The sequence below is a fragment of the Nostoc sp. genome, from assembly GCF_036917515.1.
Lineage (GTDB): Bacteria > Cyanobacteriota > Cyanobacteriia > Cyanobacteriales > Nostocaceae > Nostoc.
The window spans coordinates 1-25869 of sequence record NZ_JBALDE010000056.1; the positions used below are offsets into that span (position 1 = coordinate 1).

Consider the following 25869-nt stretch of genomic DNA (forward strand, 5'->3'; position numbering starts at 1 on the left):
CCGAGACTTTTATTTATATTGCGATGATACGTATTATGCTTCGACGACTCGCATGAGTTTTTACTTTCTTGGACTTTTAAAACATCCTCTAAGTTGTATGTGGTTGGTGAGCCTGATGTACTTATCTGCTTAACTTCCCTAGCATCAAGAAAAGTTGCTTCTTTGATTGCACCATGTTTAGGCTGGTTAGTAGGAGTGGTAATGAAAGTGGTTGTAGGGTCCAGAATTGAAACCGCACAAAGAGCTGTGTCAATTGCTGAATAATCAGCTAGCTGCAAACCAGTATTAGGCACTGTAGTATTAGTTCCAACTTTTGCTAGAGCATCTTGTAAAGGTTTATTAACCCAGCGCCCGTTGGGGAATTTCAAGTTGGCTTGTCGTTGTAGACGAGTCTTATTACTCGTAAAAAATGCGCCTCTTCCATTTGTCGGGTAATCGTAAACAACACCATTGTTTGACCTGCCGTTAGTACCACTTAAAGGTAGTGTAGGTGTATTATTTTTTGTCTCCTCGGTTGAGGGATCGTAGTAGCTACTTACACAAGCGATCGGTTCTTGGTCAGTGCCATAATCTACTTTGTAGTGATAAACAGCCGTGGCTCGCATGAGTAGATCGCCTTTGCGAGTCTCTCCAGGTGCTGACATCAGCATTGTGTCAGGCCAGACAACTGTACTACTACCCGTAAGCGGTAAAAATGAATTAGTACCTCGTGGGTAAAACGGACCAGTTGTTGTGTTTACAGTATTACCAATGCCATCTACATAAATACCTGCGCCAGTAACAATCCGCACACCACCCACGTTATCTAAATCGTTTATGGGATTTGCTGCAGCATTTTCTTCCCAAAAGCCATTACGGTCAGATAAACCTAAGTCAGTAACTGCCTGTATTTGAGTGTTACGCCATCTTGCTGGTGGTTCTGAACCATATCTAGTCCAGTTAATCGCAGTGCCAGAACTGTTCAAAATTGGCTGTTCAGCCTCTGAACCAACATATTTTCCGTCTTTTAGCCACAGAGCAGGGAGGTTATTGCCGACAAAAACGCGATCGCCTAATTTGGTTTGAACGCCTTCTTTCTTTTGTAAATTTGGTTGTGTGGCTTCTAATTGAGATGTATCTACAGAGGGAGGTGATGTTGTTACACTAGTGAGCTCGTTACTGGATGTTAGTGGTTGCCTCCAACTTGCCTGAGGTTCTAAAGTGGCACCAATAGCAGTATATCCAGTTGTTGCGTATGCTCCTGTGGCGTCTGACACTTCTGCAAAAGGTACTCGACGAGTACGATTTTGCAAATAAATTTGTATTTCGTCGTAGAGGATATTTTTGGCTGTAGTAGCATCGTCAGTATTTAATACTTTGACATCGACGTTGGTTTTCACATCTGTCGGATAACCACTTAATTTAACAGCCGCTTTAAGAGTAGTACCGTTAGTTGCACTATTGCAATCTGTACATAAAGCGATCGCAGTAGTCTTCATTGCAGCAATGCGTTGATTGTATGCCGCATCGTTGAATCCGATACTACTACCACCAGTAGCGCTTGTAGATTTATTGGTGCTGTTAATCGCAGCAGTGCTGATACTCTTCCCAAAACCTTGGTATAGGTCAACGGTTACATTTTTAGTACTAGTTTGAGCGAGACTACCATTTCCGACGTTCCCCCCAACGCTAATTTGCCCGTTTTCTTGATTATAAAAACAGGATGTTTTGCTGCTAACTTGCCGGAAAGTTATATTACCGTCACTGTCAATAACCCCAACTAGCAAGTTGCCATTGGTGTGAACTCTTCCATTTAAAAGTAACTCTGTACTACCAACTATGACTTCTAGATCATTCTCAAAGAAAACAGCGTTATTTGCTAGAGGAACGCGACTACGGTCTTGCTGAAACTCTAGTGCTACAACACTTTTGTTACCTTTGTATTCTTCAGAATTACTTTTATTAATAGACGTAGTACTTGCTGGGAGACTATCATAAATCTGTTTAGTAATTGGCACGTTAACGGTATAAACAAAGAAGCTTTTACCCAGATTGCCACTATTTAATTTATACCAACTAGAATTGCCCACTAAGCTAGAAAAACCAGATGCATTACACTGCTGGTTTGACGCATCATTATCCATTGGTGGGGTTCTCGCATCTAGGGGTTTTCTTTCGCGATTAAACTGCCCTGTAGTAGAGTCTCTACTGGGTGAGCGGAAGAAGATTCCATAAAGAGTAAAAGTATCTTTTTTGCCGTTATTATCTGTGTCAACGGCATATTTCCAAGCTGTTTTTAGTGTTTCATCATACTCTATTGGTGTGGTGCTGGTTGGATTTTGAATGCCCGCAGTATTAGCAGTGCCATCAGGATTTAAAGGAAGTTCAAAAGCCAGCTTCAGGCGAGTTTCATCACCAAGTCTATATTTGTCTTTTTTAAAAGCATCATATAAGGCGCTATCAGTAGGAGTTCCTCGTGGTAGTGTTGGGTCTTCTATCAATGCATCTAATTTAGCTCTAGCACGATCAATAGCTGGCGTAGCAGCGTTAAGCACAGCCTCATTAACGCGGACATTACTAGCATTTTTAGATCGTTCAAAAGACCGAAATAAAATTGCAGTTGTTAACAGTACGACTACCAAAACTACCATCGCCACTGTTGGCAACACAAAGCCAGAATTAACCGAACTGCGACTTCTTCGAGTACCAGAAATAGTTCGCAAAAGCCAAATAATTTGCTTGTTAATTGCAGATAAAAATTGCTTGCTAGTGTGTCTGAAGGTTTTTTTAATTACCTTGACTAGCTGACGTTTTCGAGACATAGCTGCTTCCAGTTCAAGTAGGATATAGGAGATTTTCTCTTTTCCAAAGTCTTCATTGATGCCTATTAATTATTTATACAGAATCAAATGAGACAATGTTTATTTAATTACTATATTTGGCCTTACTAACTTCCAAATAAAAGAGCTATAACAAAAGATAATTTATTAAAGTTATATCATTTATGAATTGTTCATTTTATCCGGTAAATACTGATTTTTTCAGAATTATTTAGTTCAAGTCTGATAAATAATAAGAGCATTACTTCACAGTATATTTGCGTAAATGTGTTTTATTTGAAGACAAATTTATGAAGATGTTGTCAGCAGAGTAGGCTTATAATACCCATCTATTAAAGAAAAGATATCAGTGAGATACAAAATAATCAGATGTGCGGTTTAGATTCCCGACTTCTTTAATTAAGAAGTCGGGAATCTTGTTGTTCACATTGCTTTAATTAATTACTAATTACTCACTAGTAAACCTTGACGTAAATCCCACTACTACCTTGAAAAACAAGCAAGCTTCTGCCACAAGGTACGAAAAATTAGTACCTTGTGGCAGAAGCTACTAGGCATCATAGATGCAACATGCAGTCACATTAATGTTAAAAAGATGGTTATAAACCGCAACTATACGGGGTTTAAACATCTCCGTGGGTTTCAAACCCTCAATTATTCTTAGACTTTGTTTGTCTATCCAAGGCAGTTTGGTTTTTTAGTTTTCTCCCTACAACCCTTTGGATACGCCAGGTGCTAGCCTCTCTTGTTGAGTGAAGGGGAGACACCAGATGCTATGTAGCAATTTGTGGTACTGACACCTTCACCAGCATTTTTTTGCTAAAAGACAGCCCGTTTTCATTTTTGTCGATGATAATCGTGTCTCCAGAGATAAAAGTATTCTCCAATAACTTGGTGGCAAGGGGGTTTTCTACTTCTCGCTGAATTGCCCGTTTGAGTGGGCGGGCACCGTAAACTGGGTCATAGCCTGATTCGACAAGGTGATCGCAGGCAGATTGGGATATCTCAAAAAAGATTTTTTGCTCGCGTAAGAGATTTTCTACACGCTTGAGTTGAATACGGATGATATGCCGCATTTCCGTGCGACTGAGGGCATGGAAGAGAATAATATCATCAAGGCGGGTGAGAAATTCTGGGCGGAAATGCGATCGCAAAGCATCCATTACGCGCTTCCGCATCGTTTCATACTTGGAATCATCACCAGATACATCCAAGATATGTTCGCTACCAATATTACTGGTCATCACAATGACAGTGTTACGAAAATCTACCGTCCTTCCTTGAGAGTCAGTAACTCTCCCATCATCCAACACCTGCAATAAAATATTGAACACATCAGGGTGCGCTTTTTCCACTTCATCCAACAGCACCACTGAGTAAGGACGGCGACGAATCGCCTCGGAAAGTTGACCGCCTTCTTCATATCCTATGTATCCAGGAGGCGCACCCACTAAGCGAGAAACTGAGTGTTTTTCCATATATTCAGACATATCCAAGCGCACCAATGCATCATCAGAATCAAAGAGAAACTGAGCTAAAGCACGGGCAAGTTCGGTTTTGCCTACGCCCGTGGGGCCCATGAACAAAAATGAACCAATAGGACGAGAGGGATCTTTCATCCCCGCACGAGCACGGCGAATTGCGGCTGCTACTGCTTCTACAGCCTCTTCTTGCCCAATGACTCGTTGATGCAAATGACTTTCTAATTGCAGTAATTTTTGTCGTTCCGATTCCAACAAGCGATTGACGGGGATTCCTGTCCACTTTGCGACGATTTCGGCAATATCGGCTTCGGTGACTTGTTCTCGCAGCAACGTGGAACCTTGGTTTTGAATTTCTAAAAGGCTCGCTTCTTTGGCTTCGCGCTCATGCTGCACTCCCTCCAATTTGCCATACTTCAGTTGGGCAGCTTTATTTAGATCATAGGCGCGTTCTGCCTGTTCAATTTGCACTCGCAGCGCATCTTCTTCTTTCTTTAAGGCGCTTATAGCCTCCAATATCTGCTTTTCACCTTGCCATTGCTCATTAAATATTTGCTGTTTTTCCGTTAAATTGGCGATTTCTTGTTCAATGCGCTCTAAACGTTCTTTCGTTTGGAGAGTACCCTTTTCTTCGCCAGCTAATGACAGCTTTTCCATTTCTAACTGCATGAGGCGGCGCTCAATAGTTTCCAATTCCGCTGGTTTGGAGGTAATCTCCATTTTCAACTGTGCTGCTGCCTCATCTACTAAGTCAATGGCTTTATCTGGTAAGAAGCGATCGCTAATATAACGTGCTGAAAGAGTTGCTGCTGCTACCAAAGCCGAATCAGAAATTTTGACGTTGTGATGAACTTCGTAGCGTTCTTTCAATCCCCGCAGAATGGAAATAGTATTTTCCACACTTGGCTGATCGACAAATACTTGCTGAAAACGGCGTTCTAGGGCAGCGTCTTTCTCAATATGTTTGCGGAATTCGTCGAGGGTAGTAGCACCAATACAACGCAGTTCTCCCCGCGCCAGCATTGGTTTGAGCAGATTTCCCGCATCCATTGCCCCTTGTTGAGTAGAGCCTGCGCCGACTACGGTGTGCAGTTCGTCAATAAACAGAACAATGTCACCATTAGATTCAGTAACTTCCTTAAGAACCGCTTTTAGGCGTTCTTCAAATTCACCTCGTAATTTTGCACCAGCAATTAAACTGCCGATATCTAACGAGATCAACTTGCGGTTTTTCAGAGATTCAGGAACATCACCGTTTACCATTCGTTGTGCTAAAGCTTCGGCGATCGCTGTTTTACCTACTCCAGGTTCACCAATCAGTACGGGGTTATTTTTACTACGACGAGACAATACTTGAATTATCCGCCGAATTTCATCATCCCGCCCAATCACCGGGTCGAGTTTTCCAGTTTTTGCTTGTTCTGTCAAATCTCTACCAAATTTTTGTAGGGCTTCATAGCGGGATTCTGGGCTTTGATCTGTTACCTTTTGGCTACCGCGAATAGTTTTGATCGTAGCTTCAAGTTTAGGTGCATCCGCACTAAAGCCTTTGAGCATCTTTCGCCCAATGCGATCGTCTTCAGCAAAGGCCAAAAGTATATGTTCCACAGAAATGTAGGAGTCTTTCATCCTAGCTCTAGCTTCTTCGGCTCGGTCTAGTAAAACATCTAAACTGCGGCTAAGGTAAAGCTGATCGCTTTTACCAACTTTCGGCTGACGTTGGGTAAAGGCTTCTAGCTGCTGCTGCAAGCGGATTGGATCGACCTCAGATCGAGCCAGGATACGTATTGCTAGACTAGTGGGTTCTTCTAACAGGGCAATAATTAAATGTTCAACATCTAGTTGCTGTTGTTGATAAGCACGGACTATATCCTGAGATTTAACAATTGCTTCCCAGGCTTTATCAGTAAATTTATTGGGATCTGTAGGTTGCATCTTTAAAAAAATTTTGGAATTTGGATTTTTAGTTTAGGGATTGGGAGTTGGGATTGGGAGTGGGGATTGGGCATTGGGGATTGGGCATTGGAAAAACTTTTCCCTAGTCACTAATTCCTAGTCTCTAGTCCCCAGTCCTAATTATCCAAACATTCTTAGCGTATATCCGCGTGTATCTCCTGTGGCAATTTAGGATTGGCAATTGATGATAGTTTGATCCATTACCTATTTCCTAATTTAAAACGAAAACACTGTTATGAGCAGACTTTCCCCAATGGTATTGTTGCGAGCGTTATTAGTGTTGATCGTTAACGACAGTGTGGGGGTAATATGAATAGGATTTACCCAGAGAAGATCCCTAACCCGCCTAAAAAGAGAGGCAAAAAGGGAAAAGTCTCGCTTATCTGGGTTGATTGGCACGATATCCCAGTATGCTAGAAGAATCAATCTCCCTCTAGCTCAACTTTTCAAGACATCAGTGTAGATTTTCTTATCGCTCTTAAGCAAAAGTTGCTGCCCAGATCCCCAACTTCTTTAAGAAGTCAGGAATCTGAATCCAGCTTAAACCAGTGACATTCCACCCTACCGGATAATTTATTTTTTGGAAATTCCTGATAGAAATTACTGACTTACAAGTTGCTCTTGTGATTCTTGTTTGACTGCCGAGCCTTGAGTTCCCAGTTGAATCAGTTCAATTTTATACCCATCTGGATCTTCTACAAAAGCAATTACTGTCGAACCATGTTTCATCGCCCCTGGTTCGCGCACAACTTTGCCACCCTGATTGCGAATTTCTTCACACGTAGCGTAAATATCATCAACGCCAAGGGCAATGTGACCGTAAGCATTACCTAATTCGTATTTTTCCACGCCCCAGTTGTAGGTTAGTTCGATCACCGAGTTATCGCTTTCATCGCCATAGCCAACAAAAGCCAGGGTAAATTCTCCCCCCGGATAATCTTTTTGGCGCAGTAGTTTCATTCCTAGAATTTCACAGTAGAACTTTAAGGACTCTTCAAGGTTGCCCACCCGCAGCATTGTGTGTAGTAATCGCATATTGACTTGTTCTCTGTAATTGATTTAGTGTTACTCTCTGCCAACAACATTTTAAAGGAGTTCAGGAGTTCAGGAATTCAAAAGTTCAATAACTCAGATGTTGCATCTATCAACAGATAAACCAGAAATAAATCTATTTAATTCGCTGCTACATAAGCAAATTGCGTGTAGGCGGGTTTCAGAATCTTATCAACTCTCCTGTTAGTTGACTCCAACTGTGGAAATCTTCTTTAATCTCAGCCTACAAAGTCACTTAAACGCCTATGCTAGCGATTGGGTAAGCTACTGGATTGTGTGCGGTAAAGGCTAAGAACGCACTTGAATAAAGGACAAAAACAGATGACTAACATTTTAGATACTGCCATTGAGGCGATCGCAGCCCGTGAAATTCTTGATTCACGCGGTAGACCGACAATTGAAGCCGAAGTACATTTAGCCAACGGTGTTGTAGGATTGGCGCAAGTTCCTAGTGGTGCTTCTACTGGCACTTTTGAGGCTCACGAACTGCGTGATGGCGATAAAAGCCGTTATGGGGGCAAAGGCGTACTCAAAGCAGTAAAAAACGTCAAAGAAGCACTTGCGCCAAAATTGTTAGGCTTGGATGTCCTCAACCAAGAACTGCTAGACCGCACAATGATTGCGATAGATGGTTCTGCTAACAAAAAAAATTTGGGAGCTAATGCGATTTTAGCAGTTTCCCTCGCAGCAGCTAAAGCTGGTGCTGAGTCTCTAGAAATTCCTCTATATCGCTATTTGGGTGGTCCTTTAGCGAATTTGCTCCCAGTGCCGTTGATGAACGTGATTAACGGTGGCGCACACGCCTCAAATAACGTGGATTTTCAAGAGTTTATGATTGTTCCAATTGGCGCAACTTCCTTCCGAGAAGCGTTGCGCTGGGGTGCAGAGGTGTTTGCTACCCTCAGTCAAGTATTAGATGAAAAGGGTTTGCTTACTGGTGTGGGTGATGAAGGCGGCTTTGCCCCTAACCTAGAGTCAAATCAGGTGGCTTTGGAATTGTTGGTTGCTGCGATTAAGAAAGCTGGTTACAAACCAGGGGAGCAAGTAGCTTTGGCGTTAGATGTAGCGGCTAGCGAATTTTACAAGAATGGCCAGTATGTTTACGATGGTAAACCTCACGCCCCAACTGAGTTTATTGATTATTTAGGACAACTAGTTGACCAATACCCAATTGTGTCAATTGAGGATGGTTTACACGAAGAAGATTGGCAAAGTTGGCAATTGTTGACCCAGAAGTTAGGTTCGCGGGTGCAATTGGTAGGGGATGACTTGTTTGTGACTAACGCCACTCGCTTGCAAAGAGGCATCCAGGAAAAAGCCGCTAATGCCATTTTGATTAAACTCAATCAAATTGGTTCACTCACCGAAACCTTGGAAACGATTGATTTGGCAACTCGCAATAGTATCCGTTCAGTAATTAGCCATCGTTCTGGTGAAACTGAAGATACAACGATCGCTGATTTAGCTGTAGCCACTCGTGCCGGTCAAATCAAAACAGGTTCTCTGTGTCGCAGCGAACGAGTAGCAAAATATAATCGCTTGCTGCGAATTGAAGATGAACTAGGGGATCGTGCCATTTATGCTGGTGCTGTGGGGTTAGGGGCGAAGTAGGGACTAGGGACTGGGGCAAGAATTTTTCCCAATACCTAATTCCCAATCCCCAATCAAGGATAAAACCCCAACTTGGGCAACCCCAAGGTTTCATCCCAGCCCATCATTAGGTTCAGACATTGAATAGCTTGGCCCGCCTGTCCTTTAATTAGATTGTCAATTGCTGACATGACAATTACGCGACCCGTGCGTGGGTCAACTTCTACACCGATGTAACAAAGATTGCTGCCGTTAGCCCACTTGGTTTGCGGGTAAACGCCGCTACCGCAAACTCTTATCCAAGGAGAGTTGCGGTAGAAGGCCGAGAAAATTGTGATTAAGTCATCTCGCACTAGACCGGGGTCGCTCATTGTGGCATATACTGTTGCCAAAATACCGCGTACTATTGGGATAAGGTGCGGTGTAAATTGGATCGTGAGTTCGTGACCGGCTAAGTCACTGCAAATTTGCTCAATTTCTGGAGTATGACGGTGACGACCAACATTGAAAGCTGCGATGGAGTTGTCTGCTTCAGCTAGTAATAAGTTGGTTTGAGCCTGCCGTCCACTGCTAGATGTGCCAGACTTAGCATCGATAATAGCTGTTTCTGGTCTGATTAAGCCTTGCTTTAAAAGTGGCGAAAGCGCAAGGAGACTAGCAGTGGCATAGGAACCAGGGCAACCAATAAGTTGAGCTTCAGCAATGCGATCGCGGTAAAGTTCTGGTAATCCATAAACTGCTGTCGCTGCAATTGTGCGATCGCTTCTCTCTGTACCATACCAATTTGTATAAGTTGTCAAATTACTAAATCGATAGTCTGCACTCAAATCTAGTACTTTACATCCTTTTTCCAGCAGTTTGGGTGCGATTTGGCAAGCCAGACCATTTGGTAAAGATAGGAAAACTACTTCACAGCGGTGAGCAATTATTTCTGGTTCTATTGTCTCTATTAGCAAGTTAGTTGCATGAGCCAGATGCGGGTAGAGATCCCCAAAGGATTTCCCGATACTACTCTCACCTCCTAAATAAACCATTTCGACTTCTGGGTGATCCATCAGTAGTCGTACTAACTGCACTCCACCATAGCCCGACGCGCCAACAATCCCAACGGGTACGCGTCTAAATTTGCCCATGATCCCAAATCCTTATCCCATGAATGGTTAATTCGTTCTCAGCTATCAACAATATCAGCGACTAGACGCGCAGCGCACAAAACGTCTCAAACCCCTCTACTTTGTTCTAGAAAGATGGGGGAGCAAACAAACAATTATTCCTCATCCCCTTCATCCTTGTACTGTCGACTACACTTGATCGCCACTTTTAATGGCAAAAATTTTTGCCCCGTTATCAAATCATTGCTAGTCTACTTCTCTGCCTTATAAAGGAGTTACAATCTAAAAGAAGAAATTGTTAAAAAAATTTACGTTTATAGCTGGAAATCTTTCTGTGTCACAGACTAATCCTACCCAAGCTTTTAAATTTGATTCGATTGATGCCGCTTTAGCAGACCTAAAAGCTGGTCGCGTCATTGTAGTGGTAGATGATGAAAATAGAGAAAATGAAGGCGACTTAATTTGTGCTGCCCAATTTGCCACACCAGACACAATTAATTTCATGGCGGTGGAAGCAAGAGGACTAATTTGTTTGGCAATGATGGGCGATCGCTTAGACGAGCTAGACTTACCCTTAATGGTAAGCAACATTACAGATACTAACCAAACTGCCTTCACTGTCAGTATTGATGCTGGGCCAGAATTAGGTGTCACCACAGGCATTTCAGCAGAAGACCGCGCCCGAACTATCCAAATTACTCTCAATCCAGCCACAAAACCTACCGATTTACGTCGTCCTGGTCATATTTTTCCCATTCGCGCTAAGGCTGGAGGCGTACTCAAACGCGCAGGACATACGGAAGCGGCTGTGGACTTAGCTAGGCTAGCAGGGCTATACCCGGCGGGGGTAATTTGTGAAATTCAAAACTCCGATGGTTCAATGGCGCGGTTGCAGCAGTTGGGTGAATACGCTAAACGTCACAATTTAAAAATTATTAGTATTGCGGATTTAATCAGCTATCGCCTACAGCACGATCGCTTAGTATATCGTGAGGTAATTACCAAACTGCCTAGTCAATTCGGTCAGTTTGAAATTTACGCCTACCGTCACACTTTAGATAATACAGAACATGTGGCAATTGTCAAGGGCGATCCAGCTAACTTCAAAGATAAGCCAGTGATGGTGCGGATGCATTCAGAATGCCTAACTGGTGACGCTTTGGGTTCTTTGCGCTGCGACTGTCGGATGCAGCTTGTAGCTGCACTGAAAATGATTGAGTCTGCTGGTCAAGGTGTAGTTGTATACCTGCGTCAAGAAGGGCGGGGAATCGGCTTGATTAACAAGCTGAAAGCCTACTCGTTGCAGGATATGGGACTGGATACAGTAGAAGCAAATGAGCGTTTGGGATTTCCTGCTGACTTGCGAGACTACGGCATGGGGGCACAAATGCTCATGGACTTGGGCATCAAAAAGATACGTTTGATTACCAATAATCCCCGCAAAATTGCTGGTGTCAAGGGTTATGGGTTGGAAGTAGTGGATCGCGTGCCATTGTTAATTGAGGCAAACGACTACAATTCCTATTATTTGGCGACAAAGGCGAAAAAGCTGGGTCACATGCTGTTACAGACTTATCTAGTAACAGTAGCAATCCACTGGCAAGATGACCCGGAAGCTGTGACGGAACGTTATGAACGCTTAGAAAAACTGCGACACTTAGCCAGAAGTAACGATCTATTGTTGCAGGAAGAGGCGCGTCCCTTGGCGATCGCTCTATTTGACGAGCCATCTTTAACAGTACACTTGGGTTTCGATCAGGCAAAAGTTGCTAGCTGTGATTGGTATCAGCAAAGTGGTCATCCTTATATACACGCAATCTTCCAAATTCTGGATAACTTAGTAACTGTGCCTAACATCCAGAAACTAGAATTTCTGATTTCTTCTGGTTGCGATCCTTTGAGTAATTTACAAGTCCAACTAGATCGGCAGACATTCCCGCATGGTACATTGCCTTCATCGATTAGCGATCGCTTGGAAACGCAGCAAATTTACAGCTTTAGCAAATAGCCACAACTTTAAAAGCCAACTTTTTAAGGGGTTGGAGGATTTATTGTGTGTAAGTCCTACATTCCTCCCGAACTTTTCAGCCGTTCTTTTATATGACAATGAGAGCAATCAAAATTATTGTTGAAAAATATAATGACGGTTACGTAGCATATCCCTTGGGTATCAAGGGGGTTGTAGTTGGCGAAGGTGACAGCTATGAAGAAGCACTAGCTGATGTAAAATCTGCTATCCACTGCCATATAGATATATTTGGTCAAGAGGTTTTAAAAGAGGAATCACCAGTCCTAAAAGCTTTTGTGGCGGAAGCTGAGGTTCCTATTTAATAGTTAAATTCCCAATAGACGTACCTAAAGCTAAAGTAATTAAGACATTGAATTTCTGGGATTCACTGTTATTAGGGAGCGGGAAAACGAAGATGGAACAAAAACTCCACTGACTATGCTAACCATTCTCAAATTAAAGGTTCGACGTTGAGATCCATCTGTACTCAAGCGGGTATCTCAAGAGAGGATTTTTTATCTGCTTATGAGCAAATCTGAAAGTCTGTATTCCGTTTTCACTCAAAACACTCTAAAATATACAGTCACAAATAAATTCTTTTACTAAGCGATCGCATCTCTCCAGACAAGCTTACCAATAGACAATTCGTGAAAACAAGATGATCGGCGATCGCTCTCCAAACTTCTATTTTTTAGCTGAAACAAAAAGAAGACTCTCACTCACACGAAGGGGAATGATCAGATTAACTTTTGGGCGATGAGGAGTTGACTTCATGCCCCATTCCCCATACCCAATTAATAATGAGTTGCTGACTTGCGATGATGCACGGCTGTAACGCCATCTGTATCTAACAATTTGCCACTCTCAACAGTCGCATAAACCAGCCAGTGGTCGCCAGATTCCATCCGGTTTTGTACGGAACATTCGAGATATGCTAGAGCATCCGTGAGTATGGGAGAACCGCTTTCAGCTTCTTCGGCGGCGACATCAGTAAATCGGTCTTGTCCTGGACCAAAAGGTTTGAGGAAGTGCTTCATCAACCCCAAGTGATTCCCCTCTTTGAGGATATTAAGGACAAATTTGTTTCCTGTATGCGTTAGTGTTTCTACTGCGCGGTCTTTGGCGACGGCGATGGTTAAACCAGGTGGACTAAAGCTGGCTTGAGACACCCAAGAAGCTAACATGGCACTAGAGCGATCGCCTTCCTTGGCAGTGAGAACGCAAAGAGAACCGACAATCCGACCAACTGCTTGTTCTACATTTGTTGCTGGTTGACGTGGCGATCGCACTTTCTTAGCTTTCTTCAGTGCTTGGGCAAAGTCGGTTCCAGCTTCTTCGCATAATTGTAAGGTGGCATCGTCGGGTTTGAATTTTACGCGGATGGTATCAAAACCAAACCGATAGCCAGCATCTTTTAATTTACTCTCAATTAAATCAACCGCTTCCCCACTCCAGCCAAAGGAACCAAAAGCACCAGCAAGTTTATTGTTAGTAGCGGTGGATAGCACAATTCCTAATGCTGTTTGTACAGGCGTAGGTGCATGACCGCCGAGAGTAGGAGAACCGATGATAAAACCACCGGCTTTTTCCACAGCCGCTCGGATTTCTTCTGGTTCCGTAAATTCGCAGTTAATCGATTCTACGGCAACGCCAGCTTTTGTGATCCCACGAGCGATCGCTTGGGCTAATGTTGCTGTATTCCCATAAGCGGATGCATAAATCAGCGCTACTGTCAAGTCAGCAGATGCTTGCTGTTGAATCCATTCCCGATAAGCTTTGGTTAAGTCGATTAAGCCATAGCGCACCAAAGGCCCGTGTCCAGTGCCATACATTCTCGCAGGAAAATCGACTAGTTTATCCAACGCTGTTTCAACTTGACGAGCGTGGGGAGCCATAAGGCAATCAAAATAATAGCGCCGATCTTCGTTATATACTTCCCAGCCTTCATCAAATACCTGATCTCCACAAACGTGTGCCCCAAATAACTTATCTGTGTACAGAATTTCCGTTTGGGGATCGTAAGTGCAGAGTTGATCAGCATAGCGGGGATTGGGAGTGGGAATAAATTGTAAATTATGTCCATTACCCAAATCTAGAGTTTCTTCGCCCCGCATGACAAGAATTTGCAAATCTGGATTTTCCAGCGCCGCACGTAAATTTCTCGCCCCTGGATTAGAACACACAAAGGTAATTTGCGGAGCAATTTCTAACAAAGCTTTTAAAGTTGCAGCACGGTTAGGATTTACGTGTCCCAAAATTACATAATCTAAATCTTCAAGATGGAAACGTTTTTGCAAAGCTTCTAAATAAATTTGCGTAAAGGTTTCCCCTGGAGGATCTATAATGGCACTTTTTTCACTTTCGATTAAATAAGAATTAGCAGTTGTACCTTTTGCAAGAGCATATTCAATTTCAAATCTCAGCCTTGACCAACTGCGCGATCGCAGTATTCTCGTATCTGTAGCAATGGGGAAAACTTGAACGTCACGAGGTTTATTTTTTGACATAGCTTTATTGGGGAATAGGGCATGGGGCATTGGGCATTGGGCATTGGTTATTAATTATTCTCCCTGCTCCTGTGCCCCTCTGCTCCTCTGCTTTGCTTGTTAATAATGGTTGCCGACTTTGCGGTGATGCACAGCAGTTAAAGCATCTGGCTTAGAAACCCTTCCGGCGTAGACTGTACTATATACTCCCCAATGGTCGCCGCAATCCATTCTACTGATGACTTCGCACTCCATGTAGGCGAGGGCGTCGTTAAGGATAGGCGCACCATTTTCGGCTGGCTGAGTTCTTACACCTTGAAAACGATCTGCACCAGGGACAAACCGTTTCAAAAAGTGTTTCATTAGTGGTTGGAAATTGCCTTCTTCTAAGACATTGAGAACAAAGCGATCGCCTACTTGCATGAGTGATTCAATTGCCCGATCTTTGGCGACTGCAATGGAGAATCCCAATGGTTTAAAGCTAGCTTGAGCAACCCAGGATGCTAGCATGGCACTGGAAACATCGCCTTTTTTGGCAGTAATAATATATAACCCACCGCTGATTCTACCTAGTGCTTTATCTAAGTCAGCACCAAGGGATTTCATCGCTTTGATGTTGCGATCGCGTGTTACCCATTGAGCTAAGTCTGTACCTGCTTCTTCACACAACTTGTAGGTATTTTCCGTAGGCGTTTGTTTAATCCGAATCGCTGGAAAAACTGTTATCAAACCCAAATTACGGAATTTACTCACCAAAGGATCTATCGGCTCATCATCGCCACTGCCGGTTTCAAACACGCCGATAGCTTGCTTTTCTTTGGCAGATCCTAAAACTGTGCTGAGTGCAGCTTGGATATTCGCACCACCAGAAGCCGGAGGTAATCCAACGACTAGTCCAGCACAACGGCTAACTATTTCCCGCAGTTCTTGTAAATCGACTTCAGATCCCAAATCGACAATTTCCACGGCGACACCAGTTTTACTGATACCGTTGGCAATTGCTTGCGCGAGGCGATCGCTATATCCGTATTCGGAAACGTAAAATATTCCAACTGCCGTTTCTGCCTTGGTTTGGCTTTGGCTCCAAGTGCGATAACGTCCAACTAGTTCTTCAACATTGTGAGATAATAATGGCCCGTGTCCTGTGGCAATCATGTCGATGGTTTTCAGTTCCGCCATCCGCTTCAGGGCAGACAGAACTGACCGGGCATTCGGCCCCATCAAGCAATCGTAGTAGTAATGAAAATCTTCTTCGATAGCTGCTAAGTCCTCATCAAAGGTGCTATCTGAGCAATAGTGCAACCCAAAAGCGTCGCAAGTATAGAGAGTTTTGGTTTTGTGGTCAAAGCTGAAAATGGTATCAGGCCAATGTAAATTTGGAGCAATCACGAATTCAAATTCATGCCCATTGCCCAAATCTAAGCGATCGCCATTTTTCACAATCCGCCGTTTAAATGGCTGATGTACCAAATTCTCCAGAAACTGAATCGCCACTTTAGAACCAACAACGGTTATTTCTGGAGCCATAAGCAGCAAATCTTTAACTAAACCGCTGTGGTCTGGCTCAGTGTGGCTGATAATTAAATAATCAATCTCTGTTGGATTGATTAGTCCAGTGAGCGTATCGAAGTATAGTTGACGAAACTTTTCATGGGAGGTATCAACTAAGGCGGTCTGCTCCCCACGGATGATAAACGAGTTATAGGTGGTGCCGTTTTGCAGACCAAACTCAATATCGAAGCGATCGCGATCCCAGTCCAAAGAGCGAATAGCCGTCGTCTCTTGAGCAATTTCTACAGTCTGTATAGTGAGGCGTTTTTCAGTTTTTTCGGTGAGCGCTACCATAACTCCCCTCCTTGACAAATTGAGTATTTATTCCTCTAGGTTTATTGTTACACGGCTTGAATGTTAATTTTTATTAAAAAACCTACAACTGACTTAAAAAACTTAAAAGTGTGAAACTACAAAGGCACACAGAGGAAATTTGGTTAGCATTGGAAATTGGTAATTCTCGGCTGCATTGGGCATTCTTTGTAGGCGAGACGCTTTACTTAGCTTGGGATACCGACTATCTTCCTGAGTCTGTCATACAACACCTAGCTGAATGTCAAACCTTAGATGATTTATTACTAGCAATTTCTCCACCCCATCAACAAAGTAATTTTCTTACAAATACTCCACCCCTTTGCGCCTTTTCGCCTCTGCTCCCCTGCCCTCTCCTCCTCGCCTCCGTAGTTCCCAGCCAAACTGCTATTTGGCAAAGTTATTCCAACATTCACGTTATTACCTTAGACCAAATACCACTAACAGGTGTGTATCCCACATTAGGAATTGACCGCGCTTTAGCTTTGTGGGGTGCGGGGAAAACTTGGGGTTTTCCTATGTTGGTAATTGATGCTGGAACAGCGGTGACATTTATAGCTGCGGATGCTAATAAGTGTCTAGTTGGAGGTGCAATTTTACCGGGATTAGGTTTGCAATTTGCAACTCTCGGTCAACAAACAGGACAATTACCATTTGTAGAAATGCAAAATCTTGCCTCTTTACCATCACGTTTTGCACTTAATACAACAGAAGCAATTCAGAGCGGGGTAATTTACACTTTAATAGCTGGAATTAAAGATTTTCTTGAGGCATGGTGGCAGTTATTTCCTGATGGGAATATTGCAATTAAAGGGGGCGATCGCACTTTATTACTAAATTATCTACAAACCTTATATCCTGAAATTACAGGACGCTTGATTATGGAACCAAATTTAATTTTTTGGGGAATGCGAGAAATAGTAAAACTGCTCTAAGTTAGACCCAGAGCAGCTTAAGATTTATCAATTAGAAGGTCGGAATTGAGCTTTGATTCTCTGAGCAATGGAAGTAGCTTCACGGCGAATCCTTTCAGGGTCAATCGTGAGCATCCGACGTTTTTCCATTAGAATCTGCCCATTTACAATCACAGTATCAACATCTTGGGCATCTGCTGCATAAACAAGATGCGAGATGACATCGTAAAGTGGGAGCAAGTGTGGTTCTTTAAGCTGGACTTGAATTAGGTCTGCTTGAAGTCCCACCTTAATCGCACCAATTTTATCTGATAAGCCGAGTGCTTCTGCACCGCCAAGTGTTGCCATACGCAAAACTGTCTTAGCCGGTATAGCAGTGGGATCAAGGGTAGTCCCTTTATGAATGAGGGCGGTGAGTCGAATTGCCTTCCACATATCAAGAGTGTTGTTCGACGCGGCTCCATCCGTACCTAGACCAACCTTAACTCCCGCTTTCAGCATCGCTGGAATCGGTGCAAAGCCAGAAGCCAGTTTCAAATTCGAGTCAGGATTGTGGATAACACCAACACCGCGTTTGGCCAGCAGGGCGATTTCACTTGCGTTAGGCCAGACAACGTGTGCGGCAAATACACGCGGCTCCAGAAAACCGAGATTTTCTAGATGTTTCACTGGGGTTGCATTATAGCGCTGCTGAACATCTTTAACTTCAGTTTGTGTCTCTGCTAGGTGAATCGTCAACGGGACATCGTAATGACGCGCAGCCTGAATAGCTTGTACCAGATGCTCTGGCGAGACGGTGTAGGGAGCGTGTGCAGCAATCGCTGGTATTATACGTTCGTTCTTGCCTTTCCAAAGTTTCAGAAAATTTATCGCTGAGGCAAAGGCATCATCCCATCCTTTGAAACCAGGGCTAGGAAAATCTATTGATGAGGGCGCAATAATGGCGCGTAAGCCGCACTCACTAACGACTTTGGCAGCGACATCTGGCTGAAAGTACATATCAACAAACGTTGTTGTGCCACCACGTATCATCTCCCAGCAAGCAAGCTGTTCGCCAACGCGGACAAAATTTTCATCAACGAACTTCCCTTCTGCTGGGAAGATGTAATTCTGAAGCCAATCCTGTAATGCTAAGTCGTCCGCAAGACCGCGAAATAGAACCATTGCTGAGTGAGAGTGACCATTGACAAGACCCGGCATCAGCACCAGACCCTCGCCTGGGAGCGTCCTATCAGCTCTGTAAGATGCCATGATTTTGTATTGTGTGTCTACCGCAATAATTTTGCCATCCCTAATGGCAACCGCCCCATTCTGGATGACGGGTTGTGCCTTGTTCATAGTAACGATGAAATCGCTACCCACAATCAGTTCTACTTTTTGCTTCCCTTGATTGCCTAGATTATAGTTACTCTGAGCAATAACTATCTGACCAAAAAAGACAAACAACGTCGTACAAACAAAAAGAACTAACAGCTTATAGTATTTTGTTAGATGATATTTCACACTAAAATATCCTTGTTGAATTTTTGTCGTGACTTTATCATCCGTCTAATTGCTACTAATTTCACAACTAAAAACTGTGGTTTATACCAACTAATCTGTAAATATTCTTTATAAATTGGTAGTCTTGAATAGCGCTATTTAAATCACTCTCTCCAAAAAAAAAGAAAAATCACTCCTATACAAGACATTCATTTCAAAAAGATGATTGGAAGTGTATGTTAAAAAATAAACCTTCAAACCCAGTTATTGTCTAAAGTTTAAAAACTAAAAGTAGTTGATTTTAATTTGCAGGAATGTTTGCAATAATTCAAAGTAATTCATCATTGATAATTCATAATTTCAATCAGTATAGCCGTAGTCACACAGGTTAGGACATTTGGAAAGGGTGAATGCTAGAGTTAGCAATAGTTTTACCTCCTGCCTACTGCTATATTAGTTCTGAACTTTCCACGCTCTTTAAGACCACTGAACTAAAAATTCAGTGAACAGCTTTGTACAGTGTCTTTAATTATGAATTATGAATTAATAATTATTTGTCAAGTGATTAAGCTTTGGCTTTTTGACCAGCAACTTGTCTACACTTCACCAACCAGGCTATGCCACCAGTGAGAACTGTGCCACCCGTTGTTAATGGTTCAAGAATTGGGGTCGTAGGGCTAAGATTAATTAATCCATTGTTCTGGTCTATTGTTCCCTCAGTAGGATTTCTCAAACTAAGGCCTAAACCGACAGTTCCGAACAGATAATAATCTGTACTTTGCGCATTATCCTGACCTACATCAAAGTACCTAAACAAAGACTTCGTGGCTGTATCGTAGTTGAGGTCTAAAAAATCATAAACAATACTCCCATTAGTAATTGGTGCAAAACTATTCAATAATTTTTGACTTGGGTCAAAAAAAGAAACTGCGATGGATTGAAGTTTTGAATTGTCTATGGTTATGTAACCTTAAGTCTCATCATAGGAAAACGAGCCTTTAGCTGAATATCCAGCATTACCAATCCAATCAAAGTTGAGTGTAACTGCGTGGACTGGGACAGCTTTTAGTAAACTCAGGCTCATCACTACACCAGCAGTAGTAGCGATACAAAGCTTTTGAGTTAATTTCATCAGAAAAGTTTTTTCAATTTAATAATCTGTATAAAGCTACTCTGTGCTTAGTATAGATTATTGCATTGCTTTGTTAAGAAATAATTTTAATACTAATTCTTTGTAAACTTGTGTACTTTGCGGTAGCATCTACCAAGACGGTAAGTCAAAATGCTCAATTCCCTTTAATAAACTCTCGAATCTTGATCGCCACTACTCCAGCACAAGATTCTGGTAAGTCATTTCCGGCATGGGCAATCATTTTCAACTCAACTTTCGGCATCAGTTGAGCATAAACCTGACTTTTAGCTAAAGCATCTGGTGTATCTTGCCCACCTTGTAAAATAAAAACTGGGACATCTATCATATAAAGCTGCTTTTGCAGTAATTCCGCCTCAATTTCTACTTGTCGCCGTTTGAAAAGTAACTGGCAACCTATGGGATACGGCAATAGCGATTGACGCAACTGCAAGTCTTGTGCAATTTTTTCATGCCAACCCAGGATTTTAGTCAAGGGAGTTAGCGATCGCAAAAATTTAACTATTAGTGATGGATAATTCAATAATCGCCGCATCTTCTGGCAATACTCTTCTTGTCCTGCTATCTCTACGCCCTCTGGTGCTAGCAGTACCACACCATCAACTTTCTCTGGATACTTTAAAGTATAGCTAGCAGCAATCCAACCCCCAAGAGAATGCCCCACTAAATATACTTTTTCTAGCTTCACAGCTTGTAAAAATTCAGCTAGACACTCAACTTGTAAATCTATCGAATGGTAGATATTAGGATTTTCTGATTCACCAAACCCTAACAAATCAGGTGCAAAACAATGAAAATCTTGTGCAAGGGATTCCATCACAGATAACCATTGACTGCTCTCATTCCAAGCACCATGTAAAAAAATTATAGGAGTTTTTTCACCGACTTCACGCCAGAATAATAGCCCTTGAGAGAGCTTTCTTCGGGAGTTACGGAATAGTGTATCCATTTTATTTAGTAGTTTACTTTTAGCACCATAATAAATAGTCATTAGTCATTGGTCATTATTAACTAGTTCTGGGCAAATTACAAACAGAGAAGTGTGAGCCAAGGCTTCCTGAGATCATAACTTTGGCGGCAAATGATAAAGGACTAATGACTAATGACTAATTTAAAAATATTGTTATGCCAGTGTTGTCAAGCCATTCAAGTAGTCTTGCAACTGCCGAGTATGGTCGTGAGACATCTTTCCTGAAGGTAGTAAACTGGGAGAGAAAGCTTGGATTTCCATGACTTCTAAAGTGTCTTGAATCTCCATTGTCCCATGCACCTCGGCTTCAACCACAATACAAATTGAATGGATTCTGGGATCGCGGTCTGGTGCAGAGTAAACTCCTACTAAACGGTTAATTTTCACCAATTCTAGCCCGGTTTCCTCTATCAATTCCCGGCGGACTGTATTGGGAATATCTTCTCCCCAATCTACAATCCCTCCAGGCAATGACCAAAGACCATTATCGCGCCGCCGGATCAGTACAATCCGACCATCAGGTAAAATTGGGATAATACTAGTGCCAGTAATGGGATGACGAAATATTATACCCAGTACTGTTTGTCCAATACGCCATAAGCTACGTGTGGACTCTACAGCTGCCGGAAAAAAAGCAATAACGTTCAATCTTCAAAATTTATGTGTTGTATTCTATAGTTCCCTACCACCTACATAGGCTCAACTAATAAAATTATTATTGAGTTTTGTTTTATACAAAAATGTTTGTGGATTGAGATTTTATTCTCACGATTTACGTAGAATATTATCAATTCTAACATCAAGTTTCATGAGAAGCATTGTATTTATATATACATGATATTTCTTTAACCAGGTAAATTTTCAGTTTATAGCTAGCATTAGTACTGCTGAAACTAGCTGTTACTAATAGATTAGGACTTACGCAATGACAAAAAACATTATCTATGAAATCTAAATAATGCCATCACTGCTAAGGTTTGCAAAAATATGCTCACGTACAACTAATGTGAACATATTCCGTTGTACTTCGTACCAATGCATTTTTTGGGTCGCTGTAAATCTTTTCTATTACTGTATCGTCTACACTTAGTATTCCTCCTACCAAATCAATGATTTTCTCTATTATCTTGAACAAATCTTTCAGTTCGTATCTCTCTCTCAATAAAAAGCTATTCACAATATCATGTGAAACATCTCCCAATATCTCTGCTAGCCTGCTGCACTCCCCAAACTTTGGCTCTGACAGCAAAAATAAGGTGTAGAGGTCTAGATTGCATTGTGCTGTCGATGGTTTAGTAATTTCTCTGATTGTTCGATACCTGGAAAGTAGACGACCCCTATTTATGAATTCACTATTTTGTTATTTTGTCAATGCGTAAGTCCTATAGATTAGCTCTTTCAAGGTGAGCATATGTACTATCCAAATTTTTACCGCATTTCAGGCATCGGCGAGAATTGAAGAAAAAATTTTCGGATGTAAATTCAGCTATCGCCTGCGCCAAAATCCTAAAAAAGAGTGAAAAACATTATTTTCTCGGTAGTACAAATGTTCACATTGAAAGGGCTAGTCCTATAGATTTTTAGAACATATTAAAAGAAATAATATGAATAATAAGTCAAAATCCAAAATTCTGAATTCTGAATTTATAAGAGGCAATTAAGTAGGGTTTTAAACCTACAATTAATTAAAGACCACTAAATCAAAAATTAGACACTATGCTTAAACTTCCCTATACCTCCTGAGTCTTAATGACCGACTCCTGAATTATTTCTTGATAATATTGGTTTGTTTTAAGAACAACAACTAATGAGCTAATTTACAATCATTTGACAGATTGGAATCTCAGAAAAGGTATTTTTCGTCTTACTGGCGAGGATAATTCAGAATTTTTATTGACAAAGTTAGGTATAATGCGATAGACTAGTACACTGTTTAAAGCGTATTTATTGCTGCACTAGGCTAAAAGTATATCAATAACATTGGTAGCTAATATTGCCTACGTGATGCCTAGTTGCTACTTTTTTGTTGTTTATTAATAGAGGTGAACATGGCCAAGCGCCGTAACCCAAAAAAAGAAAAGGCGCTACGTAACCAGGCGTATGCCAGAAAGTTTCGTAAACGGACTACGACAGGAAGAATGCAGAGAAGGTTCCAACAAAGACCACCAAAAAGTGAGGAAGAAGAAGGCGCAGCAGCAGCTGACACTGAATAAGCTGCTTGCCTAAATCCTTATTATTTGGGTTATTTACCTTTTAGGGCGCACATTTATTTGTACGCCCTTATTTATTTTTGGGGATTAGGCATTGGGCATAGAGAAAAGACAAGGGACACAAGGGAGAGATTTATTCAATAATTCCCCTTATCCCCTCACTCCGCAATCCCTCTATTGAGCAATTTGAGTGCGGGCAGCTACGAGTGCTTTGTTTACTTGTACAAAGCCAGTACCTCCGTAACTATTGCGGGCAGCAACAACTTGATGGGGGGATATTGCCTCATAGATATCTGCTGCAAATGCCGGATGTAGTTGTTGCCACTCTTCCAATTTTAAATCTTTTAAGAGTTTACCTGCGGCAATACTAGTTTTTACCACCTTACCCACAAGATTGTAAGCTTCCCGAAAAGGAACGCCCCGTGCTGCCAAATAGTCTGCTACATCGGTGGCATTAGAAAAATCCTCCGCTACAGCTGATGCTAACCGCTGGGTACGAAATTCTAAGCCTTCCCTGAGCAAAATTGTCATCGCTTCTAGAGACGCTTTGACTGTATTAACACTATCAAATAGACCTTCTTTATCTTCTTGTAAATCTTTGTTATATGCCAGGGGTAGCCCTTTCATGATGACTAACATCGCCTGGAGATGACCGAATACACGTCCCGTTTTCCCCCGCACCAATTCTGGGACATCGGGGTTTTTCTTTTGGGGCATGATACTAGAACCAGTAGCACAGCTATCCTTGAGGGTGACAAAGCGAAATTCTTCAGATGACCAAAGAATCACTTCTTCTGCAAAGCGGCTGAGGTGAACCATAATCAAGCTAGTAGCACACAAGAATTCGATCGCAAAATCGCGATCGCTTACTCCATCGAGGCTATTAGCATAAATATCGTCAAAATTTAATAGTTTGGCTGTGTAGTGGCGGTCTATAGGGAAAGTAGTTCCTGCTAAAGCACCACATCCCAAAGGTGAGATATTCACGCGGCGAGAAACATCTCCTAAGCGTTCCCAGTCACGTTGTACCATTTGAAAATATGCCAAGAGGTGATGAGCTAAACTCACAGGTTGGGCACGTTGGAGGTGAGTATAACCAGGAATCAGGGTCTCAACGTGCTTTTCGGCTATATTCAGTAAAACACTTTGAAATTCTCGTAATTTGCTTTTGATTTGTTGGATTTGGTCGCGCAGGTAGAGTCTGGTATCGGTGCCTACTTGGTCATTACGCGATCGCGCCGTATGCAACTTTTTACCGACATCGCCGACAATTTCTGTCAGTCGGCGTTCAACTGCAAAGTGTACATCTTCAGCATCGACACCAGGCTGAAATTTTCCCTGGCGGTACTCTTGGCGAATTTGTTCTAAACCGGCAACAAGTTGCTCTCCTTCTTCTGAAGAGATGATGCCTGTGTGAGCAAGCATTTTGGCATGAGCTTGAGAACCAGTAAGGTCATATTCGATTAATTCAATATCAAAACTTATACTGGCATTAAAACGAGCGATCGCTGGATGCAACGCTGATTCAAACCGCTGGCTCCAAGTTTGTTTTTCAGTCATAAATTATTAAGGAAGGGGCATCAATTTTGAATTTTGGATTAATTATCAATCCAAAATTCCAAATTCCAAATTACTTTAACCGTAGCTAGTTAGATTCCGAATCATATAGCCAATGACTAAACCAATCAACAATGCCCACACTTGACCTGTTTGTATAAAGTGGCTCCAAGCTTTTTGCATCTGACCCATAACGTTTGGATCGGTGATTGTTTGTGCTAGGGCTGTCCAATTTACAGGCAAATGCCAAAGTAACTGAGATATCAAATCGCTGTAATGGCTCATATTTGGTGATTAAGAAGTTAGGGGTGGCAAATTCCAGCATCAGTTTCTTATTTACCTTAATTACTGATATTTACTGAAATATTTGGATATAACTTCAATGTCTTAACTCAAGATGCAGTCGATGCCAACCGCAATTTCTCGGCAGTCCGCAAAATCTGCCCCGCCAAAACTGCTGCACCAAAACCATTATCGATATTTACTACGCCTACTCCCGCTGCACAAGAGTTAAGCATTGTCAATAGTGGTGCTAAACCACCAAAACTTGCGCCATAACCGATGCTGGTAGGTACGGCAATCACGGGACAACTTGCTAAACCTGCAACAACGCTGGGTAAAGCGCCTTCCATCCCCGCCACTACAATCAACACCGATGCTGATTCAATCAGGTGGCGGTTACTCAGTAAACGGTGAATCCCAGCAACGCCGACATCCCAGAGACGCTGGACGCGAAAACTAGAAAGTTCAGCAGTGACAGCTGCTTCTTCAGCAACGGGTAAATCGGCAGTACCAGCTGAAAGAATACCAATTTCACCCGCAAATTGTGGTTCGATGGTAACAGGAGCGATCGCACAAATTCGCGCTGATTCGTAATATCGCAAACCGCTAACTTTTGATTGCAGTACGCCATAAACTGCTGGTTCAATGCGAGTCGCCATCACCACCGGGTTGCGGAGGCGCATCACCTCCATAATTTGAGCAATTTGATCGGGAGTTTTACCAGGGCCCCAAATCACCTCTGGGAAACCAGTTCTGAGTTGGCGATGATGGTCAATTTTGGCAAACTCACCTACAGATTCGTAGGCTAAGTCTTTGAGTGAGTCTAATGCCGTATCTGGGGTAACTTTACCATTAGCAACCGCTTCGAGGAGCGATCGCAAAGTTTCATGTTGAGACACTGGTCAGTTGTTTTGATTTTATAATTGTTCTCAAATG

At 42.3% G+C, this 25869-nt stretch carries 19 protein-coding genes and 1 pseudogene; 5 read left to right on the plus strand and 15 right to left on the minus strand.

Translation table 11 applies throughout. The features are described from left to right. From hpsA to gloA, 3 genes are all read right to left on the minus strand, one after another. Positions 1–2801: hormogonium polysaccharide biosynthesis protein HpsA (gene hpsA, locus V7K89_RS07025; RefSeq protein WP_335185634.1), on the minus strand; the 2801-nt coding region annotated here is incomplete at its 3' end. A 791-nt stretch (positions 2802–3592) separates the two neighbouring features. Beyond that, positions 3593–6235 (minus strand): ATP-dependent chaperone ClpB, encoded by a 2643-nt coding sequence (gene clpB / locus V7K89_RS07030; RefSeq protein ID WP_335185636.1) that lies wholly within the window; start codon positions 6233–6235, stop codon positions 3593–3595. A 621-nt stretch (positions 6236–6856) separates the two neighbouring features. After that, on the minus strand, positions 6857–7291 hold the full coding sequence (gloA, locus tag V7K89_RS07035; RefSeq protein WP_335153562.1) for a lactoylglutathione lyase: 435 nt from the start codon (positions 7289–7291) through the stop codon (positions 6857–6859). A gap of 339 nt (positions 7292–7630) precedes the next feature. Here gloA and eno point away from each other — a divergent pair, with 339 nt between their 5' ends. After that, positions 7631–8920: a phosphopyruvate hydratase gene (gene eno / locus V7K89_RS07040; protein ID WP_335185639.1), complete on the plus strand. Its 1290-nt coding sequence runs from the start codon at positions 7631–7633 to the stop codon at positions 8918–8920. Positions 8921–8973: 53 nt separating this feature from the next. Here the strand turns inward: eno and argC are convergent, their stop codons facing one another. Then, positions 8974–10032 carry an N-acetyl-gamma-glutamyl-phosphate reductase gene (gene argC / locus V7K89_RS07045; protein WP_335185641.1) on the minus strand — a complete coding sequence of 353 codons (1059 nt, stop codon included), beginning with the start codon at positions 10030–10032 and terminating at the stop codon, positions 8974–8976. 313 nt (positions 10033–10345) lie between these two features. Between argC and ribBA the strand changes: the two genes are divergently transcribed. Next, positions 10346–12019, plus strand: coding sequence for a bifunctional 3,4-dihydroxy-2-butanone-4-phosphate synthase/GTP cyclohydrolase II (ribBA, locus tag V7K89_RS07050; protein WP_335185643.1), 1674 nt, complete (start codon positions 10346–10348; stop codon positions 12017–12019). Positions 12020–12111: 92 nt separating this feature from the next. After that, the gene (locus tag V7K89_RS07055) at positions 12112–12342 is read left to right on the plus strand and encodes a type II toxin-antitoxin system HicB family antitoxin (protein WP_335185645.1); all 231 of its coding nucleotides are present in this window, start codon (positions 12112–12114) and stop codon (positions 12340–12342) included. Positions 12343–12813: 471 nt separating this feature from the next. On the opposite strand, the gene V7K89_RS07060 is transcribed toward V7K89_RS07055, so the two are convergent. Continuing rightward, complete coding sequence (locus V7K89_RS07060) at positions 12814–14526, minus strand: diflavin flavoprotein (RefSeq protein WP_335185700.1); 1713 nt, start codon at positions 14524–14526, stop codon at positions 12814–12816. Between the two features lie 99 nt (positions 14527–14625). Continuing rightward, positions 14626–16350 carry a diflavin flavoprotein gene (locus V7K89_RS07065; protein WP_335185647.1) on the minus strand — a complete coding sequence of 575 codons (1725 nt, stop codon included), beginning with the start codon at positions 16348–16350 and terminating at the stop codon, positions 14626–14628. A 110-nt stretch (positions 16351–16460) separates the two neighbouring features. On the opposite strand from V7K89_RS07065, the gene V7K89_RS07070 reads away from it, so the two are divergent. Continuing rightward, positions 16461–17303: a pantothenate kinase gene (locus V7K89_RS07070; protein ID WP_335185649.1), complete on the plus strand. Its 843-nt coding sequence runs from the start codon at positions 16461–16463 to the stop codon at positions 17301–17303. A 27-nt stretch (positions 17304–17330) separates the two neighbouring features. On the opposite strand, the gene V7K89_RS07075 is transcribed toward V7K89_RS07070, so the two are convergent. The 6 genes and pseudogenes from V7K89_RS07075 to V7K89_RS07100 all read right to left on the minus strand — a co-directional run. Continuing rightward, the gene (locus tag V7K89_RS07075; protein ID WP_335185651.1) at positions 17331–18785 is read right to left on the minus strand and encodes an amidohydrolase; all 1455 of its coding nucleotides are present in this window, start codon (positions 18783–18785) and stop codon (positions 17331–17333) included. Positions 18786–19329: 544 nt separating this feature from the next. Next, positions 19330–19662 (minus strand): hypothetical protein, encoded by a 333-nt coding sequence (locus V7K89_RS07080; protein WP_335185653.1) that lies wholly within the window; start codon positions 19660–19662, stop codon positions 19330–19332. Positions 19663–19734: 72 nt separating this feature from the next. Beyond that, complete coding sequence (locus V7K89_RS07085) at positions 19735–19896, minus strand: hypothetical protein (protein WP_335185655.1); 162 nt, start codon at positions 19894–19896, stop codon at positions 19735–19737. 154 nt (positions 19897–20050) lie between these two features. Beyond that, positions 20051–20863 carry an alpha/beta fold hydrolase gene (locus V7K89_RS07090; RefSeq protein ID WP_335185702.1) on the minus strand — a complete coding sequence of 271 codons (813 nt, stop codon included), beginning with the start codon at positions 20861–20863 and terminating at the stop codon, positions 20051–20053. A 174-nt stretch (positions 20864–21037) separates the two neighbouring features. Further along, positions 21038–21532 carry an NUDIX hydrolase gene (locus V7K89_RS07095; RefSeq protein WP_335185656.1) on the minus strand — a complete coding sequence of 165 codons (495 nt, stop codon included), beginning with the start codon at positions 21530–21532 and terminating at the stop codon, positions 21038–21040. 394 nt (positions 21533–21926) lie between these two features. Continuing rightward, positions 21927–22193 (minus strand): annotated as a pseudogene (locus tag V7K89_RS07100) (IS701 family transposase); the annotation flags it as partial. A 739-nt stretch (positions 22194–22932) separates the two neighbouring features. Between V7K89_RS07100 and V7K89_RS07105 the strand changes: the two are divergent. Then, complete coding sequence (locus tag V7K89_RS07105; RefSeq protein WP_167407613.1) at positions 22933–23097, plus strand: hypothetical protein; 165 nt, start codon at positions 22933–22935, stop codon at positions 23095–23097. 171 nt (positions 23098–23268) lie between these two features. On the opposite strand, the gene argH is transcribed toward V7K89_RS07105, so the two are convergent. From argH to larB, 3 genes are all read right to left on the minus strand, one after another. Continuing rightward, positions 23269–24654: an argininosuccinate lyase gene (argH, locus tag V7K89_RS07110; protein ID WP_335185658.1), complete on the minus strand. Its 1386-nt coding sequence runs from the start codon at positions 24652–24654 to the stop codon at positions 23269–23271. A 75-nt stretch (positions 24655–24729) separates the two neighbouring features. After that, positions 24730–24936 (minus strand): hypothetical protein, encoded by a 207-nt coding sequence (locus tag V7K89_RS07115; protein ID WP_335185660.1) that lies wholly within the window; start codon positions 24934–24936, stop codon positions 24730–24732. A gap of 107 nt (positions 24937–25043) precedes the next feature. Beyond that, entirely contained in the window at positions 25044–25832 is a 789-nt protein-coding gene (gene larB / locus V7K89_RS07120; protein WP_335185662.1) for a nickel pincer cofactor biosynthesis protein LarB, read from the minus strand. Between the last annotated feature and the right edge of the window lie 37 nt (positions 25833–25869).